Below are 18,239 nucleotides of genomic sequence, written 5' to 3'. Positions count from 1 at the left end.
ATCATCGTCATCGCCTCCTTTCATTTAGTTGGAAAGATTTTCTTCCTCATCCACAGTTTAAGATTTTATGATGAGTAAGTAAAGAATATTCTAACTAAAAAAAAGATTTCATTTACTCCTTTAATTGTAAGTTGAATGGAAAATGCAGAATAATTTCAGCAAGACTAGACAAACCTACAAGGTAAAAAGAAGGATATGGTATTGAAAATGAAACGACATATTCCAATTGTTCTATGCATGATTTTTATTGCCAACGCGGCACTAGTTGACCAGAAACCCGTACACGCTCAACAAGAGATTCCCTCCAATGCGAAATGGGGAAGTCTGGCAGTGAAAAAGACTAAAGAAAAATATCCTGATGCGGCGATCGTTGACTATCTTCATATCGGAAAGGAAAACGGATCGAAAGTATCGACTGAGAAGTTTAAGCTCTGGTTAAAACGTGGCGGGAAAGAATTTGGTGTGTTTGTGGACATTCAGTTTGAGTCGGAAACTGAAAAGCTGATTGATATCAAATTCACGGAAACGGATCGGTAAATAATAGGTTTTGAACAATAAAAAGAGATCAAAGGATTTTAACTCCCTTTGATCTCTTTTTAGTTGGCTCTTTTCGCAAAGATTGTTGTTTTCTAGCATAGAATCTGCCAGGGCTCTGTCAACCATGTTTATGCTGGATGGTGAGGGGAACTGCTCCGCTTGCAGCTAGCGTTCGGCCGAGCCTCCTCAGCTTATCCGAACGGGGTCTCGGCACGACCAAAATCCGCCGGAGTCTGCGCAGTTCCCCTCACCATCTTTACAGTTTTTTTCATGACAGAGCTTCAAGGTGTGCAAGAAAACAATATAAATAGAAAAAAATAATTCTACTTCCTTAAAAGGAAATTCAAACTTTACTCACCTTTAATAAGATTGTTTGCTAAAAAGCTTGTTTAAATTGTTTTCGATTTAGGATTCATGCTCAGAAAGTTGATTGGAGCGGAAGGAGGCTCGACTCCTGCGGGAATAGCTGGACAGGTGAGACCCCGGAGGCGCAGCCGAGGAGGCTCACCGCCAGCCCCGCGGAAAGCGAGCATCCTGGAGCGGAAATCAACTATTACTTTCTCCTCTACAATAGCAACAAACTATACGAAAAGAGCCTTTTAGTTTAAAACTTCACTCTCTGCAAACGCAATGCATTTAAGACAACTGACACAGAACTAAATGCCATTGCAGCTCCGGCAAGCCATGGTGCTAAGAATCCCATTGCGGCAATGGGAATGCCGAGTGAGTTATAGGCGAGGGCCCAAAACAGGTTTTGTTTAATATTACGAATGGTTTTCTTACTCATGAAGATAGCATCGGCAATGCTGTTCAAGTCACCCCGGATGAGGGTGATATCGGCAGCTTCCATGGCTACGTCTGTACCTGTTCCGATCGCCATTCCGATATCCGCCATGGCAATTGCAGGGGCATCATTGATTCCATCTCCCACCATTGCGACTTTCTTTCCTACCTTCTGCAGTTTTTGAACTTCCTTTGCTTTTCCTTCAGGTAATACTTCCGCAATTACATGATGGATTTGAGCTTCTTTTGCAATTGATTCAGCGGTCCGCTGATTGTCACCAGTGATCATGATGACTTCTAAGCCCATATCATATAATCTCTGAATGACTTGTTTAGAAGTATCTTTTATAGTGTCCGCTACAGCGACTAGGCCGGCATAGCTTCCATTAATTGAAACGAGCATAACCGTCTTTCCTTCAGTCTCAAGGGTTTGTTTGGTTTCTAACACATGATTCATCGGGACACCATTTTGTTCCATAAGTTTCGTGGTACCGATGACCACTTCATTATTTCGAACTTTTGCTTTTACACCATACCCTGGTATAGCATCAAATTCTTCATTACCCCATATAGTAATTCCTTTTTCTTTGATCCCTTTCACAATCGAAATCGCTAGTGGATGCTCCGAAGACCGTTCCACCGCTCCAACCAAAGCGAGGAAATCTTCTTCATCAAAACCAGCTTCCACTTTTACATCTGTTAATACCGGCTCACCGTTTGTAACAGTACCCGTTTTGTCGAGTACAACGGTTGTAATTCCATGGGTCGATTCCAAATGTTCTCCGCCTTTAAAGAGAATCCCGAATTCTGCTGCACGACCCGATCCTGCCATTATCGAAGTCGGAGTCGCTAACCCAAGGGCACATGGACAGGCAATCACAAGAACGGCAATCAGTTTCTCAAGTGCTTCGGCAAAATTACCCGGTTCAACCCAAATGTACCAGACAAGAAATGTGAGGACTGCAATTCCTACCACAATAGGAACAAATATACCTGATATTGTATCCGCTAATCGTTGAATAGGAGCCTTGGAACCTTGAGCATCCTCCACCACTTTGATAATCTGTGCCAGGGCGGTATCCTTTCCTACCTTTGTAGCTTTCATTTTAAGGAATCCGTTTTTATTCATTGTGGCACCGATCAGTGTATCACCTATAGATTTATCCACCGGAACGCTTTCGCCTGTAATCATCGATTCATCAAGTGCTGAACGACCTTCGATGACTTCTCCATCTACAGGAACTTTTTCACCTGGTTTGATGTACACGATGTCTCCTGTTATAACATCTTCTAAAGGAACCTCTACAACATTTCCATCTCTTTCTACCGTTGCGGTTTTAGCCTGTAGTCCCATAAGCTTCTTTATGGCTTCAGAAGAACGACCCTTTGCCTTGGCTTCAAACAATTTTCCGAGAATAATGAGTGTGATTAAGATAGCACTTGTTTCAAAATACAGCTCAACCATATGCATTCCAGAACCAATGGACTGATAGGCAAGAAACACACTGTAAAAGTAAGCAGCAGATGTACCAAGTGCGACCAAAACATCCATATTGGCACTCTTATTTATTAATGCTTTATAAGCACCTACGTAAAATTGTTTCCCAATAATAAACTGTACAGGTGTTGCTAATGACATTTGCACCCAAGGGTTCATTAGGATATCCGGTAATGGGATGAACGATGTAAATTCAAAATGACTGACCATTGACCACAATAGGGGGAGCGATAATAATAGTGACCATATGAATTTACGTTTTTGCTTCTGGATCTCTTGAAGTTTATGATCGGTTTGTTCTTCTTGATTCTCATCATTTTTCACTGTTGCACCGTAGCCAATTGAATCAACCTTTTTAATGATTTGATCTGTCGAGATTGTGCCAGGGGCATACTCAATGGTTGCCTTTTCTAATGCCAAGTTAACCGTTGCATGTTGTATTCCCTCTTGCTTATTCAATACTTTCTCGATTCTTGCAGAACAAGCAGCACAGGTCATCCCGGTAATATCAAACTCGGTTTTTTCGAGTTGTATGTCATAACCTAGATCCCGGATTCTTTTTTGAAGATCAATTGGCTTCACTACTTCCGAATTGTATTTTACTGCTGCTTTCTCCAAAGCGAAGTTGACCGCTGCCTTTTCTACACCGTCCATTTTATTTAAACCCTTTTCGATTCGATTCGCACAAGCAGCGCAAGTCATTCCTGTTATTTCTATATTGATTTCTTTATGCTGAACCATTTATCAGCCCTCCATACCTATACGGGGTATCCTTTATTGTAAAAGAAAACCGTGCTGAGAAAGCACAGTATCCTTACACGACATCATATCCCTGATCATCGATTGTTTCTTTGATGTCATCAATCTTCACTTGTGAATCATCATATTCAACTTCTACTTTCTTGTCTTCCAAACTTACTTGCACCGATTTCACACCGTCTAATTTCCCAACACTGCCTTCAATTGCCTTAACACAATGTCCGCAAGACATACCTTCCACTGTTAACGATTCTTTTTGCATCTGTAAACACTCCTTTATTTTTTCATAAGTTTTTGAATGGTAACCATGACTTCATCTAATACTTCTGTGTCACCTTCTTGAATCCGATCAAGAACACATGTTTTCATATGACCCTCTAATAGAATTTTGGCTACGCTGTTGAGGGCGGATTGAGTGGCGGATATTTGTGTAATAACATCATCACAATACGTATCTCGCTCAATCAAGCCTTTAATTCCTCTTATTTGACCTTCAATCCGATTTAATCGAGTTACAAGGTTTTTCTTAACATTATCAGAATGATGGCTTTTCCGAACTTCTTCGTCTGAGCATGCAACATGATCCATAACACGCTCTTCCTCTTGAATCACAGATGGGTTAATCTCAGGTTCTTTTTCATTCTTTTCAGTGGTCATCTTCCCACCTCCACGCTCTTAATATACTATACCCCATTATGGTATGTAAAGAAATTTGATTTGATAAAAAAAAGCGTATTTCCTCATTGGGATGCACGCCTTTTGTATCGATTCATTTATTATGGATGCTTGTTGAGCCCATCTTTAGGGTTGGAGATATGTATTTCAGTAGAAGCAGTGGCGACACCGATAAGGGAGCCTTCTTCATTTAACAAGGGGTGGGCGTATACATTATAGGAAATCGTTCCTGTTTTTAAAGGAATCGAGATCACTCGATTGATGGGTGCCTTTTCTTCTAATACTTCCTCTTTCAATTTCATTAATGCCCTATTCCCTTCATTATTATCAAGCTCTATGTCGGTTTTTCCAATATGATCGTCTGGAACAAGATCAGGAGTATTGAAGATCCAGGTATAGCGTAATTGAGTATCACAATGTGCGAGTACGACAGGTGCATTCTTTAAAGCAATCGAGAATGGATTTTCCTCGAGATTAAAGCTGGATGCGTGGAAGTCCAATACTTCACCCAACTTTACAGTGACCTCACTGCTCGGTTTGCGGATGCCATTCTCGATTTGGGCATAGTAGGACCTTTCAATGAAAGCTTTCGAAGCTACTTCCTGTTGGGTCATCTTTTTCATTTTTCTCAACTTAATAAGCCAAGTTCTTTTATTCAATCCTAAGTACCCCTTTCTGAACCTTAATGGCAGAAAAGCAATGTATAAACTCTATTAGAGGGTGGCTAAACAGAAACACTCCCAAATGGTATTATTCGATATAATAGAATGGTAGGAAAGTATTCAAATGACCTACTCTTTAATCTTCATCATGTTGTGAATCTTCTTATTGTAGAGTGATCTCTTCGTGAGACTCTATACGTCCTCATTTAGTATCATTGCTTATGTACTCCTTATTGAAAAGCATAACATAATATCCAGTGTTTCCTCTATCCTTTTTCCAAATATATTTACATAATTGTGAAACTCGCAGTTTTGATCCAGTAGGAGGTTATCAGATGTCGATGAACGCAATTCATGACGAAAACAAGTATCTTGAATTCATTCACACTATAATAGATTCTAAAGTGAAATTGATTCAAGAAAGAACAAACGAAAATACTCCTTACCCTAATATTGTAAATGTACCCCTGAGAAAATGGAGAGGAGAATCGATTGAGCTTTTAGCCGAGTCCCTGCGTTCTCATGATATTCAACAATCTATTGAAGGATGGGCATGTTCTTCTGTTACTTTATTTAAGCAGTTGGAAATTTCACTTGAAGTAGCGCTGGAAGATCTTCATTACTTTCGGCATGAAATTGGAAAAATAATAAAAACTAATGCAATAAAGAATGAACTGTCCTTAGAAACGTTTTATGATATTCTTTCCCTTTTTCATTCTGGAGTGGATCGAGCCATTTCTCGGCTTACGGTTTCCTATTCTCATTCCCTTGCAGGAACGGTCAGCTCTGAGGTTTCTATACCGATTGTGAAAGTGACAAAGACGATCGCCATTCTTCCTCTTATAGGAGATATAAATTCAGGACGTGCGAAGGATTTAATGGAAAGGGCACTATCAGAGGGAGCTTCATTGGAGCTGCATTATCTGATTATTGATTTGTCCGGAGTGTCGGTTGTGGATACAATGGTAGCCGATCAACTCATCAAAGTGGTAGCTGCGCTTAAATTAGCTGGAATTCAAGCAATCCTAACAGGCATTAGGCCACAAATCGCTCAAACCATGGTCAACCTGGGCATCGTAATGAAGCATATTCCAATGTTCGCCAGTCTTCATACAGCCCTTATACATTTGCAAAAGTCAAAAAGCATCCAGAAGTTTTAGGATGCTTTTCTTATGGTAATGGTTTTTGAGGAATAAAGAAAATTCAAATCAGGTTAAGCCGCTTTTTAAAAAATCAGGTTTAGTTAAATAATCATATAGAAGCTTACCGATTTCCGCAATGGTGCCTCGCGCAGATTCGTTTTTCCCAAGACCATCAATTAATACAGCTATGTAGGCAGTTTTTTCATTACATCGAACAATGGCACAATCATGATCAATCCCGGGTAATTCCCCTGTTTTGTTTGCTATAAAGACTCTTTCCCTGTCCATTCTTGCCGGCAGCTTGGTATCAAATTGCTGCTGATGCAAAATTGATAGCATCTTTTCACGGCTCTGCTCACTGAATAGTGGGCTCTGGTCCAGTATCCGCAAGCAGGTGATGATATCAGAAGCAGAAGTCAAATTGTCATACCCTTGTTCCTTTGATTGAAAATCCATCAATTTCCGACTAAGCCTAGTGTGTTTTAATGCCAAAGAATTACAAAGGTTATTGATTGCTTCTGCCCCTATACGATCGATCATGAGATTCGTCGCCGTGTTATCCGACACAATGATCATGAGTGTGAGGAGGTCTTCTACCGTCAACGACATATTTTTGGAGAGTGCTGACAACACTCCTGCTCCTCCCACTCTATCCTCTATGGGGACTAGTACAATTTCATTTAAGTCGATTCCCCCCTGCTCTGCCTGACGAAAACCTTCAAGTAAGATCGGAACCTTGATTAAACTTGCGGCAGGATATGGAGTATCATCATTGATTTGGATGGAGCGTGATGGCAGGTCAATGGCTACACTGACCCTGCCCATACATTTATCAATAGCGTCCAGAATTTTTACCTCTAATAATTTTCCATTCATCCACTATTCATCCTTTACTTTGTGACCGCTACTTCGTCATGATCCTTGGTGATTTCATTGTCGTACAAGTGACAAGCAACAAAGTGCTGTTCTTCTACTTCCTTCCATTTAGGTTTCAGGCTGGCGCACGCTTCCATGGCTACAGGACAACGGGTTCTGAATACACAGCCACTTGGTGGATTTATCGGGCTGGGGATTTCCCCTTGAATGATCATTCGTTCACGCTCATCCTCTACATCGGGATCAGGGATGGGGATAGCTGAAAGTAAGGCTTGGGTATATGGGTGAAGAGGTTTTTTATAAAGCTCCTTACTCTCGGTTAATTCAACCATATGTCCCAGATACATCACTCCGATGCGGTTACTGATATGCTTGACCATGGAAAGATCATGAGCAATGAATAAAAAGGTCAAACCCTTTTCTTTTTGAAGCTTTTTCAATAGGTTTACGATTTGAGCTTGAACGGAAACATCCAGAGCAGAAATTGGTTCATCGGCGATTATGAAATCCGGACTAAGGGCAAGAGCTCGTGCTATGCCAATACGCTGACGCTGTCCGCCACTGAATTCGTGGGGATAGCGATTAGCATGATCCCGATTCAGCCCGACATCTTCCAGCAGCTGATAAATACGTTCCATCTGCTCTTTTTTATCCCGGTATAAATTGTGGGCCTCCATCGGTTCTGCAATAATTTCACGTACCGTTGAACGGGGATTAAGTGAAGCGTACGGATCCTGGAAAATCATCTGCATACTTCGATAAAAGGACAGCTTTTGTTTTTCAGAGAGTGTATGAACATTCTTCCCGTCATATAGGACTTCCCCATCTGTGCTGTCATACAAACCGATAATGGTGCGGCCTGTAGTCGACTTCCCGCAACCCGATTCCCCTACTAGACCGAAAGTCTCACCTTTATAGATATCAAATGAAATACGATCCACTGCCTTTAAGGTTTTACCTTTTTCAAGCTGAAAATATTTTTTTAATTCCTTAACTTCCAGTAGCTTGTGATTCGTCATGATGATTCCTCCGTTTCCTCCCAGTAACGTCTTGCCATACATAGCTCTTTCACGTAGTAGGTGCCTTTCAGGGAAAGAATTTCAATGGTTTTCCCAGTATTGGGAGAGTGGATCATCTTTCCGTCACCATGATAGATTCCAACGTGATGAACGCTCCCCTTCCCTTCTTCATAAGCAAAAAATAAAAGATCACCAGGCTCTAATTGATCCAGCGCTACTTCTTTTCCGGCTCTTGCCTGGTCATTTGCATCTCGGGGAATCAGATAACCATTTGCCTTGCACATGGTATAGCTGAAGCCTGAGCAATCAAACCCATAGCTCGTCATCCCTCCCCATAAATAAGGAAGATCAAGAAATATTTTTCCGGAATTGACGATGTCTTGGCCGCTACCCTTTTGATCGTTAACCTTTGTGGTTGAGATGATCACATCTTTCTGTTTTAAGAAGCGTGTACCTAACGGAGTCATAACTTCGATAACATGATCATGCTCTTTCACCACGGGTAAAATCGTTTGGAAACTGAGTGCCAATTCCACCTTATTCTCTTCGTTGATTAAATTCGTGAATTTGCTAGTGACTATGGCATATGTATCCGTTTGAGGTAACTCCCCAAGTGAAAGCTGAGTGCTGGGGAGCCAACCAGGGTATCCTTGATCGTCTTTCGATGTAGCCTGGTCCGGAATGATCACATGAGACCAACCGTCCTTCTCTTCCATCACCAATACTTCCTGGCCGAATAAAGCTTGAGATTGTATACGGTTTTCATCGCAAAGAGCCAACCGGGTTTCATGTGTCAAAGAATCTAACCATTCGTTGATTTGCACGGGATTGGAAACGGCAGGTGAATCCAAATCACGGGCTGAATCCTTGGATGTCCAAACGGTTGAAACGGGTACTGCTATTATCGCTTTTGTCGTCATATTAATTCCCCCTCGTAGTTATTTAAACTAGAACTCTCTCTATCCCTAATCCAGGTTGGGGGGGCATCGTTATCATTCGACCGTTATATTCAATGCCTCCCACTACTATTTCTTTTGCCAACATAAGAGGGGCGTCGAAATCAAATCGGGTGACATTTTTCTTGCTTGCTGCAAAATGAGCTGCGGCCGTAATCCCGAGGCGGGTTTCAATCATGCTCCCTACCATACATTCGACACCACAAACCTCCGCGAGGTCGTTAATTTTCTGAGCGTAATAAATGCCCCCGGCTTTCATGAGTTTAATATTGATCAGGTCTGCGCTGCGGGTTTTTAACACCTCAAATGCTTGATATGGTGTAAAAACACTCTCATCTGCCATAATCAGTGTATCCACTCCATCAGTGACTCTCTTCAGCCCTTCAATGTCATGAGCAGGTACTGGCTGCTCGACTAATTCAATATTAAGATCAAGGTCTTCCAGTTTACGAATCGCTTTGACAGCCGCTTTCGATTCCCAGCCTTGATTAGCATCCAGTCGAATTTTGATATCGTACCCGATTCGTTGGCGTATCTCATGAATTCTTTTAATATCCGTCTCGATATCATCTTTTCCCACTTTGACTTTCAGTACGTTAAAGCCTTGCTTCACATAGGCTTCTGCATCCTCACCCATTTCCTTTGGGCTATTAACGCTCACAGTATAATCGGTCTCCAGCTCATGACGGTACCCGCCTAGAAATTGGTAGAGTGGAAGATTGCAATGCTGTGAAAGGCAATCATATAAAGCCATATCTACAGCGGCCTTTGCGCTTGAATTACGTACAAGTAGAGAATGTAATTGTTGAAAAAGCTGTTCATAATTTAAGAGACTCTTCCCTAGGATGGCCGGCTTGATCACTTGTTGTATGGCCCATTCAATGCTTGATAGGCTATCCCCTGTGATCACGACTGTCGGGGGAGCTTCTCCCCATCCAACAGTCCCGTCATCACACGTTAATTTCACAACGATGCCTTCTGCCACTTCAACGGTGCGTAACGCCGTTTTAAAAGGGGTATGCAACGGGACAGCTGTTCGGTAGGTTTCCAGTTGATGGATCTTCACTTAATCTCATCCTCTCTTATGCCAGTTTCTACGATGAATGTTTGGTTATACGTATTCATTCGTCCCATGCTTCCTAATGGTATGGCGATACTTGGGGAAGAATGACCGATATGAAATCCTTTTAATGCCGGTTTGCCTGCATCTGAAATATGTTCTTTGAGCACCTCATCGAGAGTCAGGGATTGTTCGCGTTTTTCTGGCACACAGTTTTTGAAATCCCCGATGATGATTCCGGATGCGTCATGAAATTTCCCCGCCATTTTCAGCTGATTCATCATTCGGTCCACTTTATAAGGTTCTTCATCGATATCCTCGATAAATAGGATTTTGCCTTTTGTATCCACTTCAAAAGGAGTACCTAATGTGCTTACCAATAAGGTAAGGTTTCCACCTATTACAGGTCCGCTTGCTGCGCCTTCTACAACCGTTTCCAACATGGAAAGTTTGTTTGTATATTCGATGTCTTCCGGACGAAACAACTGTTGGAAGGAATTCTTCGTTAATGCATGTACATCCGAAAGACCGATATCTGAACTTAACATAGGACCATGAAACGTAACGAGTCCTGTTTGTTGATGAATAGCTGTATGTAAAAAAGTGATATCACTATATCCCCAAAAGATTTTCGGGTTTTCCCCTATTAAGTTGTAATCCAATCGGGATACGATCCGTCCTGTGCCAAAACCGCCGCAAGCACAAATGATGGCTTTAACGTCACGGTCTCTGAACATCATATGGATATCTTCTATTCGTTCTTGATCATAACCTGCCAGGTACCCATATTTCTTATGAACGGATTTCCCCAGTTTTATGTCCAAACCTAATTCTTCAAGAAAGGAAAAGGCTTTTTTTAATGGTTCAGATTTCGGAGGGCTTGCAGGAGCAATGACTCCTATTGTATCCCCTTTTTTGAGTCTTAACGGTTTTATCACCACACGCTGTCTACCCCTTTCGTAGAAAAAGAGGGAGCAAACGCAAGGCTTCAAACAGCCTTGCGTCTTCTCCACTCACTCTTAGTTTAAGCACCTATTTCTTGTCTGCCCATTTTAATTCCATATATCCAACTGGATGGCGAACGATGCCGGATACTTCTTCATTTTGTAAATAAACGTGGTTGTAGAAGTGGATTGGAATGATCGGCATTTCATCCATTAAGATTTTCTCTGCTTCATACATTAATTCGAAGCGTTTCGCTTCATCTGCTTCATTCATGGCTTGTTTGATTAAGCTGTCAAACTTTTCGTTGCTCCAACCTGTTCGGTTCATGGAATGCCCTGTTTGGAAGTTCTCCAGGAAGTTGATCGGGTCTGCGTAGTCTGCCAGGAATGAGCTTCGTGATAATTGGAACTTCAATGCTTTTTGTTCGTCCTGGAATACGTTCCATTCCATATTGGCCAATTTAACGTCTACCTCTAAATGTTCCTTGAACATTTGTTGAAGGGCTTCAGCGATTTTCTGATGTGTATCACTAGTGCTGTACGTTAAGGTTACTTCAGGTAGTTTATCGTATCCTTCTTCTTCCATTCCTTTTTTCAGAAGGGCTTTCGCTTCTTCGATATCTGTATTCACTAAATCTCCATTTGCTTCCCGGAAGTCTTTTCCTGAAGGATCTTTAAAACCTTTTGATACGAAGCCGTATGCTGCTTTTTCTTTGTTCTTTGTCACGTAGTCGACCATTTGCTGTTGATCTACCGCCATGGCAAATGCTTTACGGATGTTTTGGTTTTGGAAAGGCTCTTTTTCTAAATTGAAACGGTAGAAGTAGGTTCCTGCTTGATCTTCTACATTGACTTTACCTTCTTCGAATAACTGTTTACTTAAATCAGCCGGTACATCGGCTGTATCCAACTCACCTGTTTTGAATAATTGATAATCGGTGTTTGTATCGTTCACCATTGCCCAGTGGACTTTATCCAATTTTACTGAATCTTTATCCCAATATTGATCATTCTTCTCCATAACAAAGTGGCTGTCATGCTCCCATTCAGTCAGCTTAAACGGCCCATTTGCTACGAATGTATCAGCTTCTGCAAACCACTCAGGGTTTTCAGTAGCAACCTTCTCATTGATTGGGAAGAACGCTGGATTCGCAATGACGCTTAAGAAATACGCTTGTGGACTGGTTAGAGTGACCTCAAATGTTTTCTCGTCCTTCGCCGCTACCTTCACTTCATCAGCGGACCCTTTACCCGTATTGAAGGCTTCTCCACCTTCAATGAAATAACCTAAGAAGGCAGCCGGTGATCCCGTTTCCGGATTCAACAGACGTTTCCAAGCAAAAACGAAGTCTCCAGCGGTTACATCATCGCCATTAGACCATTTGGCATTATCACGAATGTGGAATGTGTATACTTTTCCGTCTTCAGACACATCCCATTTTTCTGCCATTGCCGCTTCTGGTTCATGATTGGCGTTTAAACGCGTCATCCCTTCCATTAAATTGTTTAATGCTGTCCAGGAATAGGAGTCGAATCCAATAGGAGGATCAAAAGACGTTGGTTCAGCACCATTATTCAAGTGAAGAACCTTTCCTGCATTTTCTTTCTTACTGTCTCCACTGCTTGACTCACTGCCTGCATCCTTTGTAGCTGTACAAGCTGCCAACACAAACAAGAGCATTCCTACTAAAAAAACTGATAATAGCTTCTTCATGTTCTTCCCCCTTTTATTCTTTTTATCTATCAAACAATTAACTTAACGGAAGGTTAAGCTAATCGATGAAAGCATCTTTTTGGCGCGTTTATCCTGAAGCCAGCAGTCAACGTGGTGATCGTTTGATAGTTGTGTTTTCGCTGGGTATACACGTTCGCACACTTCCATCGCCTTTTCACACCGGGGAACGAAAGGACATCCTACTGGTGGTGAAAATAAATCAGGAGGTGAACCGGGTATCGGGATCAGCTCTTCCCCATCAAGGTCAAGCCTTGGAACTGATTTTAGTAACCCTTGAGTATACGGATGTTGAGGGTGATAGAAAATCTCTCTTCTGTTTCCTTCCTCTACAATTTTACCGGCATACATGACGGCAATACGATCAGCAACTTGAGCTACTACACCCAAATCATGGGTAATCAAAATAATCGAGACCCCGGTTTTCTGCTGTATTTCTTTGAATAATTCCAAAATCTGCGCTTGAATGGTTACATCGAGAGCTGTTGTTGGCTCATCTGCGATTATTACGTCTGGTTCGCATACGAGTGACATGGCAATAACAATCCGCTGCCTCATTCCCCCACTAAATTGATGAGGGTATTGCTTTAATCGTTCTTCAGGGTTTGGAATACTGACAAGTGTCAGCATCTCAATCGCTTTTTGTCTGGCCTGTTTCTTGGAAACATCGTTATGTTGCAGAATTCCTTCTATTATTTGCTCCCCGATTGTCAGGGTCGGATTCAGAGCTGTCATGGGATCCTGAAAGATCATCGAGATATCGGCCCCTCGAATCTTTCGCATTTGCGGTTCGGTTACATTTAAAAGGTCTTTTCCTTTAAATAGTATCCTGCCGTTCGTCACCTTCCCGGGAGGACTCGGGATTAACCTCATAATGCTTTGAGACGTTACACTCTTTCCGCATCCAGATTCGCCGACAATGGCAAGTGTCTCCCCTTTATGTAAATCAAAGTTCACTCCCCGTACCGCTTTGACTTCTCCCCCATATGTCGAGAAATGTACATGTAAATCTTGTACAGATAATACTTGCTTCATGATGATTACCTCCTTAGCTTCGGATCAAGTGCATCTTGCAGTCCGTCACCTAAAACGTTGAATGAGAACATAGTTAGTGAAATAAATAAAGCCGGGAAAAATAATCGCCACCAATATCCTGATAGAATCGTAGATAAGCCGTCATTAGCCATGACTCCCCAACTCGCATACGGAGCTTGAATGCCCAATCCAAGGAAGCTTAGGAATGCTTCCGCAAAAATAGCGCTGGGTACGGTCAGTGTCATCTGTACGATAATCGGTCCCATCGTATTAGGCAGGAGATTCTTCCGAATGATACGGGCTGTTTTCGTACCAAACGTTTTGGAAGCAAGAATGAACTCATAGTTTTTAATTTGAAGCACTTGTCCCCTTACGATTCTGGCCATGCCGATCCAGCCCGTCACGGTTAAGGCAACGATAATAGTGAGCAGGCCCGGTCCCATCACGACCATTAATAAAATCACAACTAATAGGTAAGGTAATCCGTATAGAATTTCAACAATACGCATCATAACGTTATCGGTTTTACCACCTTTATAACCTGCTATGCCTCCATATACAATTCCGATAACAAAATCAATGAGTGCTGCCATAAAGCCAACAAACAAGGATATGCGTGCACCGTACCACGTACGGGTAAATACATCTCGTCCCATATCGTCGGTACCAAACCAGTGATCACCGGAAGGCGGCAGGTTTTGGTTCGAAAGTGTTTGCTTCGTTACGTCATGGGGAGAAATGATGGGGCCTATGACTGCCATCACAATTAATCCGATTAAAAAAACAAAGCCAAGCATTGCCAGCTTATTTTTCACAAGACGCTTCCACGCATCCTGCCAATAAGAAAGACTCGGTCGGACCACCGCTTCGGCATCATCTTTATTCCTCTTCTTGGGTGTAAACCACTCATCCAGTACATCTGGAGTCACATTTGGTTCTTGGTGCTTTGGAACTCCCATTATTTCGCCTCCTTCTTATGTAACTTAATACGGGGATCCAGGAAGCCATAAGCTAAATCTACTAAAAACAGCATAAGTATGAGAAATGCACTGTAAAATACAGTTGTTCCCATTATGACGGGATAATCACGCTGATTGATGCTTTCCACGAAATACTTCCCCATTCCCGGAATCGCAAAGATTTGTTCAATGACGAATGTTCCTGTTAATATTCCTGCTGCTAGAGTACCCAGTACAGTTACAACCGGAAGTAAGGCATTTCGCAGGGCATGCTTAAACACAATCTTGATTGGTGACAACCCTTTGGCACGGGCTGTTCGAATATAATCCTGGGTTAACACTTCCAACATACTCGAACGAGTCAGACGGGCAATGATGGCCATTGGCCCTGTCGCTAATGCCAAGGTCGGAAGAACCATGTGATGCCAGCTCGTCCATGTGGCTACAGGGAAGATTCCCCTGTTTACAGCCAATTCCTGAATAAGTAATGTCGCCATCACAAAGTTTGGAATCGAAATCCCAAGTACGGCGAAGGTCATTGCCATGTAATCTATCATTCGGTTATGTCTGAGAGCAGCCAATATCCCCAAAATAATGCCAGACAATACTGCAATCACGAGAGTAATCATTCCTAATTCAAAGGAAATTGGAAATCCCCTTCCCAATAAGTCATTTACGGTTTGTGATGGTTGTGTAATAGATGGACCAAAGTCTAATGAAACCAGGGACTTTAAATAGAGAAGATATTGAACCATCAACGGCTCATTCAAATGATAATGAGCTTCTAAATTTTGCTGTACGATCTCACTTGTATTTCGCTCTTCATTAAACGGTGACCCTGGTATGGCATGCATTAAGAAAAATGTTAATGTCACAATCAGCCATAACGTAATCACCATGGCCAGTAGCCGTTTCAACAAATATGTACCCATTGATCTCACACTTTCTAACAGAATGTTGTTCGCATCGCCAGTTCAGTCATCACAAGCATGGCTCTATAGGCTTCCAGGATATCTTTTGCCTCAAATCGTACAGTGGTTTTGCCTGCCTCCAGTTCTGTTCCCGGCATAAGACTTGCCCACTCCGCTTGTCCATAATTCGCAAATTCGATTCGCAATGTCGGATGGTCAGGTGGAGTGAGAGGTTTTACGATATCTTTATTATGTATCGCTACTTCGGTTTTCTCCTTTAATAATTGAGCTGATTTCTGAGGTGTCAGGCTTTTTGCCACAGAACGGGAAATCGTTTCCTTCACGACGGCTGTCGTAACATTAGGGATCAATGCTTCTGCCTCAAGTGCTGCCTGGTCATCTCCTGCAACCATCAACACTGGAACCTCGTAAAATCCTGCAACATACGCATTAAAGCCCAGCTCACCAACGGCAACATCATTGATATACATGTTGCGAACGCCGAAGATCATCGAATGGGACATCACCCCTTTCGTCGAAGCCCGTGCGTGATAACCCACAAAAAAAGCCCCATCAAACGTGGCATCCAGTCCTTGAACCATCGAATATGGTTTCACTCCACCGGATATCAACTTTGTTTCTGGATGAAGCTTTTCAATTAATAGATTATTCATTTGTGAATGACTATCATTTACCAGTACTTCGGCGCAACCTGACTCAAAGGCAGCAAATATTACCGCATTCGCTTCCTCCGTCATCAAAACTCTCCCACGCTCATAATTATGCTTGCTCGAATCTACGTGTGTATGATCAACTAAGCCTGTAATTCCTTCCATATCCACCGACATATATACATTCATACAGTAACCCCCTTTCCTAGGAAATATTTATTAAATTTTCTTAATATTATAAATATTAATCCTCCTAATTACAACAATTTTTTGAATAAAAAGGAACTTATTCCTATTTTTATAAAATAAGGAAAATAGGACTATTTTTAGATTCCCCCCGAAATAGTTCCCACCTTTTTAATCAATGAATAGTTCATTAGAATCATCAAATTTAATGAAGAACTAAAAATGCGATGGATTTCATAATCGAAATCACACCGCAGTCTTTTGTTTATGTAGATGGTACCTATCATTGGGTTTGAGCGTCAGATGCAGGAGAAATGACCCGGGTTGATTTTATTGAACTATTTTTGATTGATTGATCACAGCGAAAATCGGATACTGTGCATTACTGGTTCATTACGGTTCGCTGATATATTCTGGATTTCGCTGATAAACGAAAAATCCTTATTTTCAATTTTGCATTTTTACTGATAACCCTTTTCATAGGAAAAGACCTGGAGAAATCACCTCTCCAGGTCTTACACTCGGTTAATGTATGTTAGCTTATTTTATTCAAAAGTTTTTCTGAGTGCTGAGAGCCCATCTCTGCCACTAAATCGAGTAATTCTGCTTTCGTTGTCTCATCTAGGCCTTTATAAATAAGGAAAGCTTGTGTTGCATCAGAAGTAATCAACTTTCGGTATAACTTGGATATCCTTTTACTCCTGTGGGTGTCCATTAGATCCTCCTCTATAAATCCTTTCTGTTATTATAATAAATATAGGCTTGTTTTTTCAATATATTCTTAAAAAATTAATTATGTAACAAAAATGAATCAACTACATTACAGGCTTCCTAATGGTCAACCTTGGAGGAGAAAATAATTCTTAGACCTTTACACGTAGGTGATTATCTAATAGATAAATCAGGTGCTAACTTTCCAAACTCAAGTGCTTCGAGAATGATTTCCTCAGAGAAACCTGTATACTGGGAAAGCATTTGGATCGTAATTTTCTGAGATTTACGAGAAGCTTGATATTTTGCCATATGTGTTTGATACAAAACAATGGAATATTTGTCATGTATATTGAACAACGATCGTCACAGCTCCTATTATTCTCTCCTCACAAGGTTGCGGGTAAAGGCTACTTACTATTTACCCAATGATCTTTTTTGAAAACGTATAACGAGCATTTATAATTAGTGTATTTTCAGGACTGATCCAGAATAGAAATCCTGTCCCCCAACGAGGAACAAATTTTCTTTCAATCATCTTACCCTCTAATCAGTTTGTCTATAGTTCAGAACGAAAATAATCTATAATCGCCATTATTAGAAGAGTGCTTCAAGATATTCTCATCCTTGGACCCTACTGTGAAATATGAGCCGATAGCCCCAGTGGTACAACGGTGACCTGAAATCAGGATATTCTTCTCATTATTTCCATGCTCTTTTTTCAGTTCAGTCATAAACGAAAAAATTCTTTCTATGAAACAATCAGTTTCTTCAAGTCCATTATAAATTCTGGCATCAGGGAGGACCCCAGCCATTTTCACCTCGCTTTTCAGCAGCCCATCCGCTTCACCTAAATCATAAACATCCAATCTTGGATCTATGCAGGCTTCTATTCCAGTGGCAATTTCAGCCGTCTGAATCGCTCTTTCTTGTGGAGAGGAATAGACATAATCAAAAGGAATCTGTGACCGTTTGTACTTTAAGTATTCAGCTTGTCTGACACCTTCTTTATTTAAGGGGAGTCCCTTTCTTCCTTGTAATCTGCCTTCCTTGTTCAAGGCGGTTTGACCGTGTCTGATAACGTATATCATATAGACACTCCTTTCTATCATTCTATCTTCCA

Annotated in this window: 19 protein-coding genes; 2 read left to right on the top strand and 17 right to left on the bottom strand. The window is 41.4% G+C overall.

Annotation, left to right across the window (positions count from 1 at the left end; translation table 11 throughout):
* Positions 1 to 207: 207 nt before the first annotated feature.
* Positions 208 to 537, top strand: a complete 330-nt coding sequence (locus ACOSV2_RS04805; RefSeq protein WP_428974284.1) for a DUF3889 domain-containing protein — start codon at positions 208 to 210, stop codon at positions 535 to 537.
* A 604-nt stretch (positions 538 to 1,141) separates the two neighbouring features.
* On the opposite strand, the gene ACOSV2_RS04800 is transcribed toward ACOSV2_RS04805, so the two are convergent.
* The 4 genes from ACOSV2_RS04800 to ACOSV2_RS04785 all read right to left on the bottom strand — a co-directional run bounded on the left by ACOSV2_RS04800 (position 1,142) and on the right by ACOSV2_RS04785 (position 4,911).
* Entirely contained in the window at positions 1,142 to 3,559 is a 2,418-nt protein-coding gene (locus ACOSV2_RS04800; RefSeq protein WP_428974137.1) for a heavy metal translocating P-type ATPase, read from the bottom strand.
* A 73-nt stretch (positions 3,560 to 3,632) separates the two neighbouring features.
* Entirely contained in the window at positions 3,633 to 3,839 is a 207-nt protein-coding gene (gene copZ, locus ACOSV2_RS04795) for a copper chaperone CopZ (RefSeq protein WP_428974136.1), read from the bottom strand.
* Positions 3,840 to 3,853: 14 nt separating this feature from the next.
* Positions 3,854 to 4,165: a metal-sensitive transcriptional regulator gene (locus tag ACOSV2_RS04790; RefSeq protein WP_428974283.1), complete on the bottom strand. Its 312-nt coding sequence runs from the start codon at positions 4,163 to 4,165 to the stop codon at positions 3,854 to 3,856.
* 188 nt (positions 4,166 to 4,353) lie between these two features.
* On the bottom strand, positions 4,354 to 4,911 hold the full coding sequence (locus tag ACOSV2_RS04785) for a helix-turn-helix domain-containing protein (RefSeq protein ID WP_428974135.1): 558 nt from the start codon (positions 4,909 to 4,911) through the stop codon (positions 4,354 to 4,356).
* 338 nt (positions 4,912 to 5,249) lie between these two features.
* Between ACOSV2_RS04785 and ACOSV2_RS04780 the strand changes: the two genes are divergently transcribed.
* Complete coding sequence (locus ACOSV2_RS04780; RefSeq protein WP_428974134.1) at positions 5,250 to 6,074, top strand: STAS domain-containing protein; 825 nt, start codon at positions 5,250 to 5,252, stop codon at positions 6,072 to 6,074.
* Between the two features lie 48 nt (positions 6,075 to 6,122).
* Here the strand turns inward: ACOSV2_RS04780 and ACOSV2_RS04775 are convergent, their stop codons facing one another.
* From ACOSV2_RS04775 to ACOSV2_RS04715, 13 genes are all read right to left on the bottom strand, one after another.
* Positions 6,123 to 6,932, bottom strand: coding sequence for a serine hydrolase (locus tag ACOSV2_RS04775; RefSeq protein ID WP_428974133.1), 810 nt, complete (start codon positions 6,930 to 6,932; stop codon positions 6,123 to 6,125).
* A 14-nt stretch (positions 6,933 to 6,946) separates the two neighbouring features.
* Positions 6,947 to 7,951, bottom strand: coding sequence for an ABC transporter ATP-binding protein (locus ACOSV2_RS04770; protein WP_428974132.1), 1,005 nt, complete (start codon positions 7,949 to 7,951; stop codon positions 6,947 to 6,949).
* Positions 7,948 to 8,871: a C40 family peptidase gene (locus tag ACOSV2_RS04765; protein ID WP_428974131.1), complete on the bottom strand. Its 924-nt coding sequence runs from the start codon at positions 8,869 to 8,871 to the stop codon at positions 7,948 to 7,950. The genes ACOSV2_RS04770 and ACOSV2_RS04765 overlap by 4 nt, the downstream gene beginning before the upstream one ends.
* A gap of 22 nt (positions 8,872 to 8,893) precedes the next feature.
* A complete protein-coding gene (locus ACOSV2_RS04760; RefSeq protein ID WP_428974130.1) occupies positions 8,894 to 9,973 on the bottom strand; it encodes a dipeptide epimerase in 1,080 nt (359 codons plus the stop codon).
* Positions 9,970 to 10,908, bottom strand: coding sequence for a S66 peptidase family protein (locus tag ACOSV2_RS04755; RefSeq protein WP_428974129.1), 939 nt, complete (start codon positions 10,906 to 10,908; stop codon positions 9,970 to 9,972). Before ACOSV2_RS04755 ends, ACOSV2_RS04760 begins: the two co-directional genes overlap by 4 nt.
* A gap of 91 nt (positions 10,909 to 10,999) precedes the next feature.
* Positions 11,000 to 12,625 carry a peptide ABC transporter substrate-binding protein gene (locus ACOSV2_RS04750; protein ID WP_428974128.1) on the bottom strand — a complete coding sequence of 542 codons (1,626 nt, stop codon included), beginning with the start codon at positions 12,623 to 12,625 and terminating at the stop codon, positions 11,000 to 11,002.
* A 42-nt stretch (positions 12,626 to 12,667) separates the two neighbouring features.
* Entirely contained in the window at positions 12,668 to 13,678 is a 1,011-nt protein-coding gene (locus ACOSV2_RS04745) for an ABC transporter ATP-binding protein (RefSeq protein WP_428974127.1), read from the bottom strand.
* A gap of 5 nt (positions 13,679 to 13,683) precedes the next feature.
* Complete coding sequence (locus tag ACOSV2_RS04740) at positions 13,684 to 14,637, bottom strand: ABC transporter permease (RefSeq protein ID WP_148969065.1); 954 nt, start codon at positions 14,635 to 14,637, stop codon at positions 13,684 to 13,686.
* Positions 14,637 to 15,569 (bottom strand): ABC transporter permease, encoded by a 933-nt coding sequence (locus tag ACOSV2_RS04735; RefSeq protein WP_428974126.1) that lies wholly within the window; start codon positions 15,567 to 15,569, stop codon positions 14,637 to 14,639. The genes ACOSV2_RS04740 and ACOSV2_RS04735 overlap by 1 nt, the downstream gene beginning before the upstream one ends.
* A gap of 14 nt (positions 15,570 to 15,583) precedes the next feature.
* Positions 15,584 to 16,408, bottom strand: a complete 825-nt coding sequence (locus tag ACOSV2_RS04730; protein WP_428974125.1) for a M55 family metallopeptidase — start codon at positions 16,406 to 16,408, stop codon at positions 15,584 to 15,586.
* Positions 16,409 to 16,940: 532 nt separating this feature from the next.
* Positions 16,941 to 17,120: a hypothetical protein gene (locus tag ACOSV2_RS04725; protein WP_044337098.1), complete on the bottom strand. Its 180-nt coding sequence runs from the start codon at positions 17,118 to 17,120 to the stop codon at positions 16,941 to 16,943.
* A 170-nt stretch (positions 17,121 to 17,290) separates the two neighbouring features.
* A complete protein-coding gene (locus tag ACOSV2_RS04720; protein WP_428974124.1) occupies positions 17,291 to 17,476 on the bottom strand; it encodes a hypothetical protein in 186 nt (61 codons plus the stop codon).
* Positions 17,477 to 17,682: 206 nt separating this feature from the next.
* Positions 17,683 to 18,207, bottom strand: a complete 525-nt coding sequence (locus tag ACOSV2_RS04715; RefSeq protein ID WP_428974123.1) for a histidine phosphatase family protein — start codon at positions 18,205 to 18,207, stop codon at positions 17,683 to 17,685.
* Positions 18,208 to 18,239 lie beyond the last annotated feature (32 nt).

This window comes from Rossellomorea sp. DUT-2, from assembly GCF_052665285.1.
Note: the sequence above shows the minus strand (reverse complement) of the source record. Positions and strands in the feature narration are given on the sequence as shown.

What these genes read in the sequence shown, in the direction of transcription:
- ACOSV2_RS04765 (WP_428974131.1), bottom strand. Translation starts at nt 8,871, where the DNA reads ATGACGACAAAAGCGATAATAGCAGTACCCGTTTCAACCGTTTGGACA.
- ACOSV2_RS04780 (WP_428974134.1), top strand. Translation starts at nt 5,250, where the DNA reads ATGTCGATGAACGCAATTCATGACGAAAACAAGTATCTTGAATTCATT.
- ACOSV2_RS04800 (WP_428974137.1), bottom strand. Translation starts at nt 3,559, where the DNA reads ATGGTTCAGCATAAAGAAATCAATATAGAAATAACAGGAATGACTTGC.
- ACOSV2_RS04715 (WP_428974123.1), bottom strand. Translation starts at nt 18,207, where the DNA reads ATGATATACGTTATCAGACACGGTCAAACCGCCTTGAACAAGGAAGGC.
- ACOSV2_RS04805 (WP_428974284.1), top strand. Translation starts at nt 208, where the DNA reads ATGAAACGACATATTCCAATTGTTCTATGCATGATTTTTATTGCCAAC.
- ACOSV2_RS04740 (WP_148969065.1), bottom strand. Translation starts at nt 14,637, where the DNA reads ATGGGAGTTCCAAAGCACCAAGAACCAAATGTGACTCCAGATGTACTG.
- copZ (WP_428974136.1), bottom strand. Translation starts at nt 3,839, where the DNA reads ATGCAAAAAGAATCGTTAACAGTGGAAGGTATGTCTTGCGGACATTGT.
- ACOSV2_RS04725 (WP_044337098.1), bottom strand. Translation starts at nt 17,120, where the DNA reads ATGGACACCCACAGGAGTAAAAGGATATCCAAGTTATACCGAAAGTTG.
- ACOSV2_RS04790 (WP_428974283.1), bottom strand. Translation starts at nt 4,165, where the DNA reads ATGGATCATGTTGCATGCTCAGACGAAGAAGTTCGGAAAAGCCATCAT.
- ACOSV2_RS04735 (WP_428974126.1), bottom strand. Translation starts at nt 15,569, where the DNA reads ATGGGTACATATTTGTTGAAACGGCTACTGGCCATGGTGATTACGTTA.
- ACOSV2_RS04745 (WP_428974127.1), bottom strand. Translation starts at nt 13,678, where the DNA reads ATGAAGCAAGTATTATCTGTACAAGATTTACATGTACATTTCTCGACA.
- ACOSV2_RS04730 (WP_428974125.1), bottom strand. Translation starts at nt 16,408, where the DNA reads ATGAATGTATATATGTCGGTGGATATGGAAGGAATTACAGGCTTAGTT.
- ACOSV2_RS04750 (WP_428974128.1), bottom strand. Translation starts at nt 12,625, where the DNA reads ATGAAGAAGCTATTATCAGTTTTTTTAGTAGGAATGCTCTTGTTTGTG.
- ACOSV2_RS04770 (WP_428974132.1), bottom strand. Translation starts at nt 7,951, where the DNA reads ATGACGAATCACAAGCTACTGGAAGTTAAGGAATTAAAAAAATATTTT.
- ACOSV2_RS04775 (WP_428974133.1), bottom strand. Translation starts at nt 6,932, where the DNA reads ATGAATGGAAAATTATTAGAGGTAAAAATTCTGGACGCTATTGATAAA.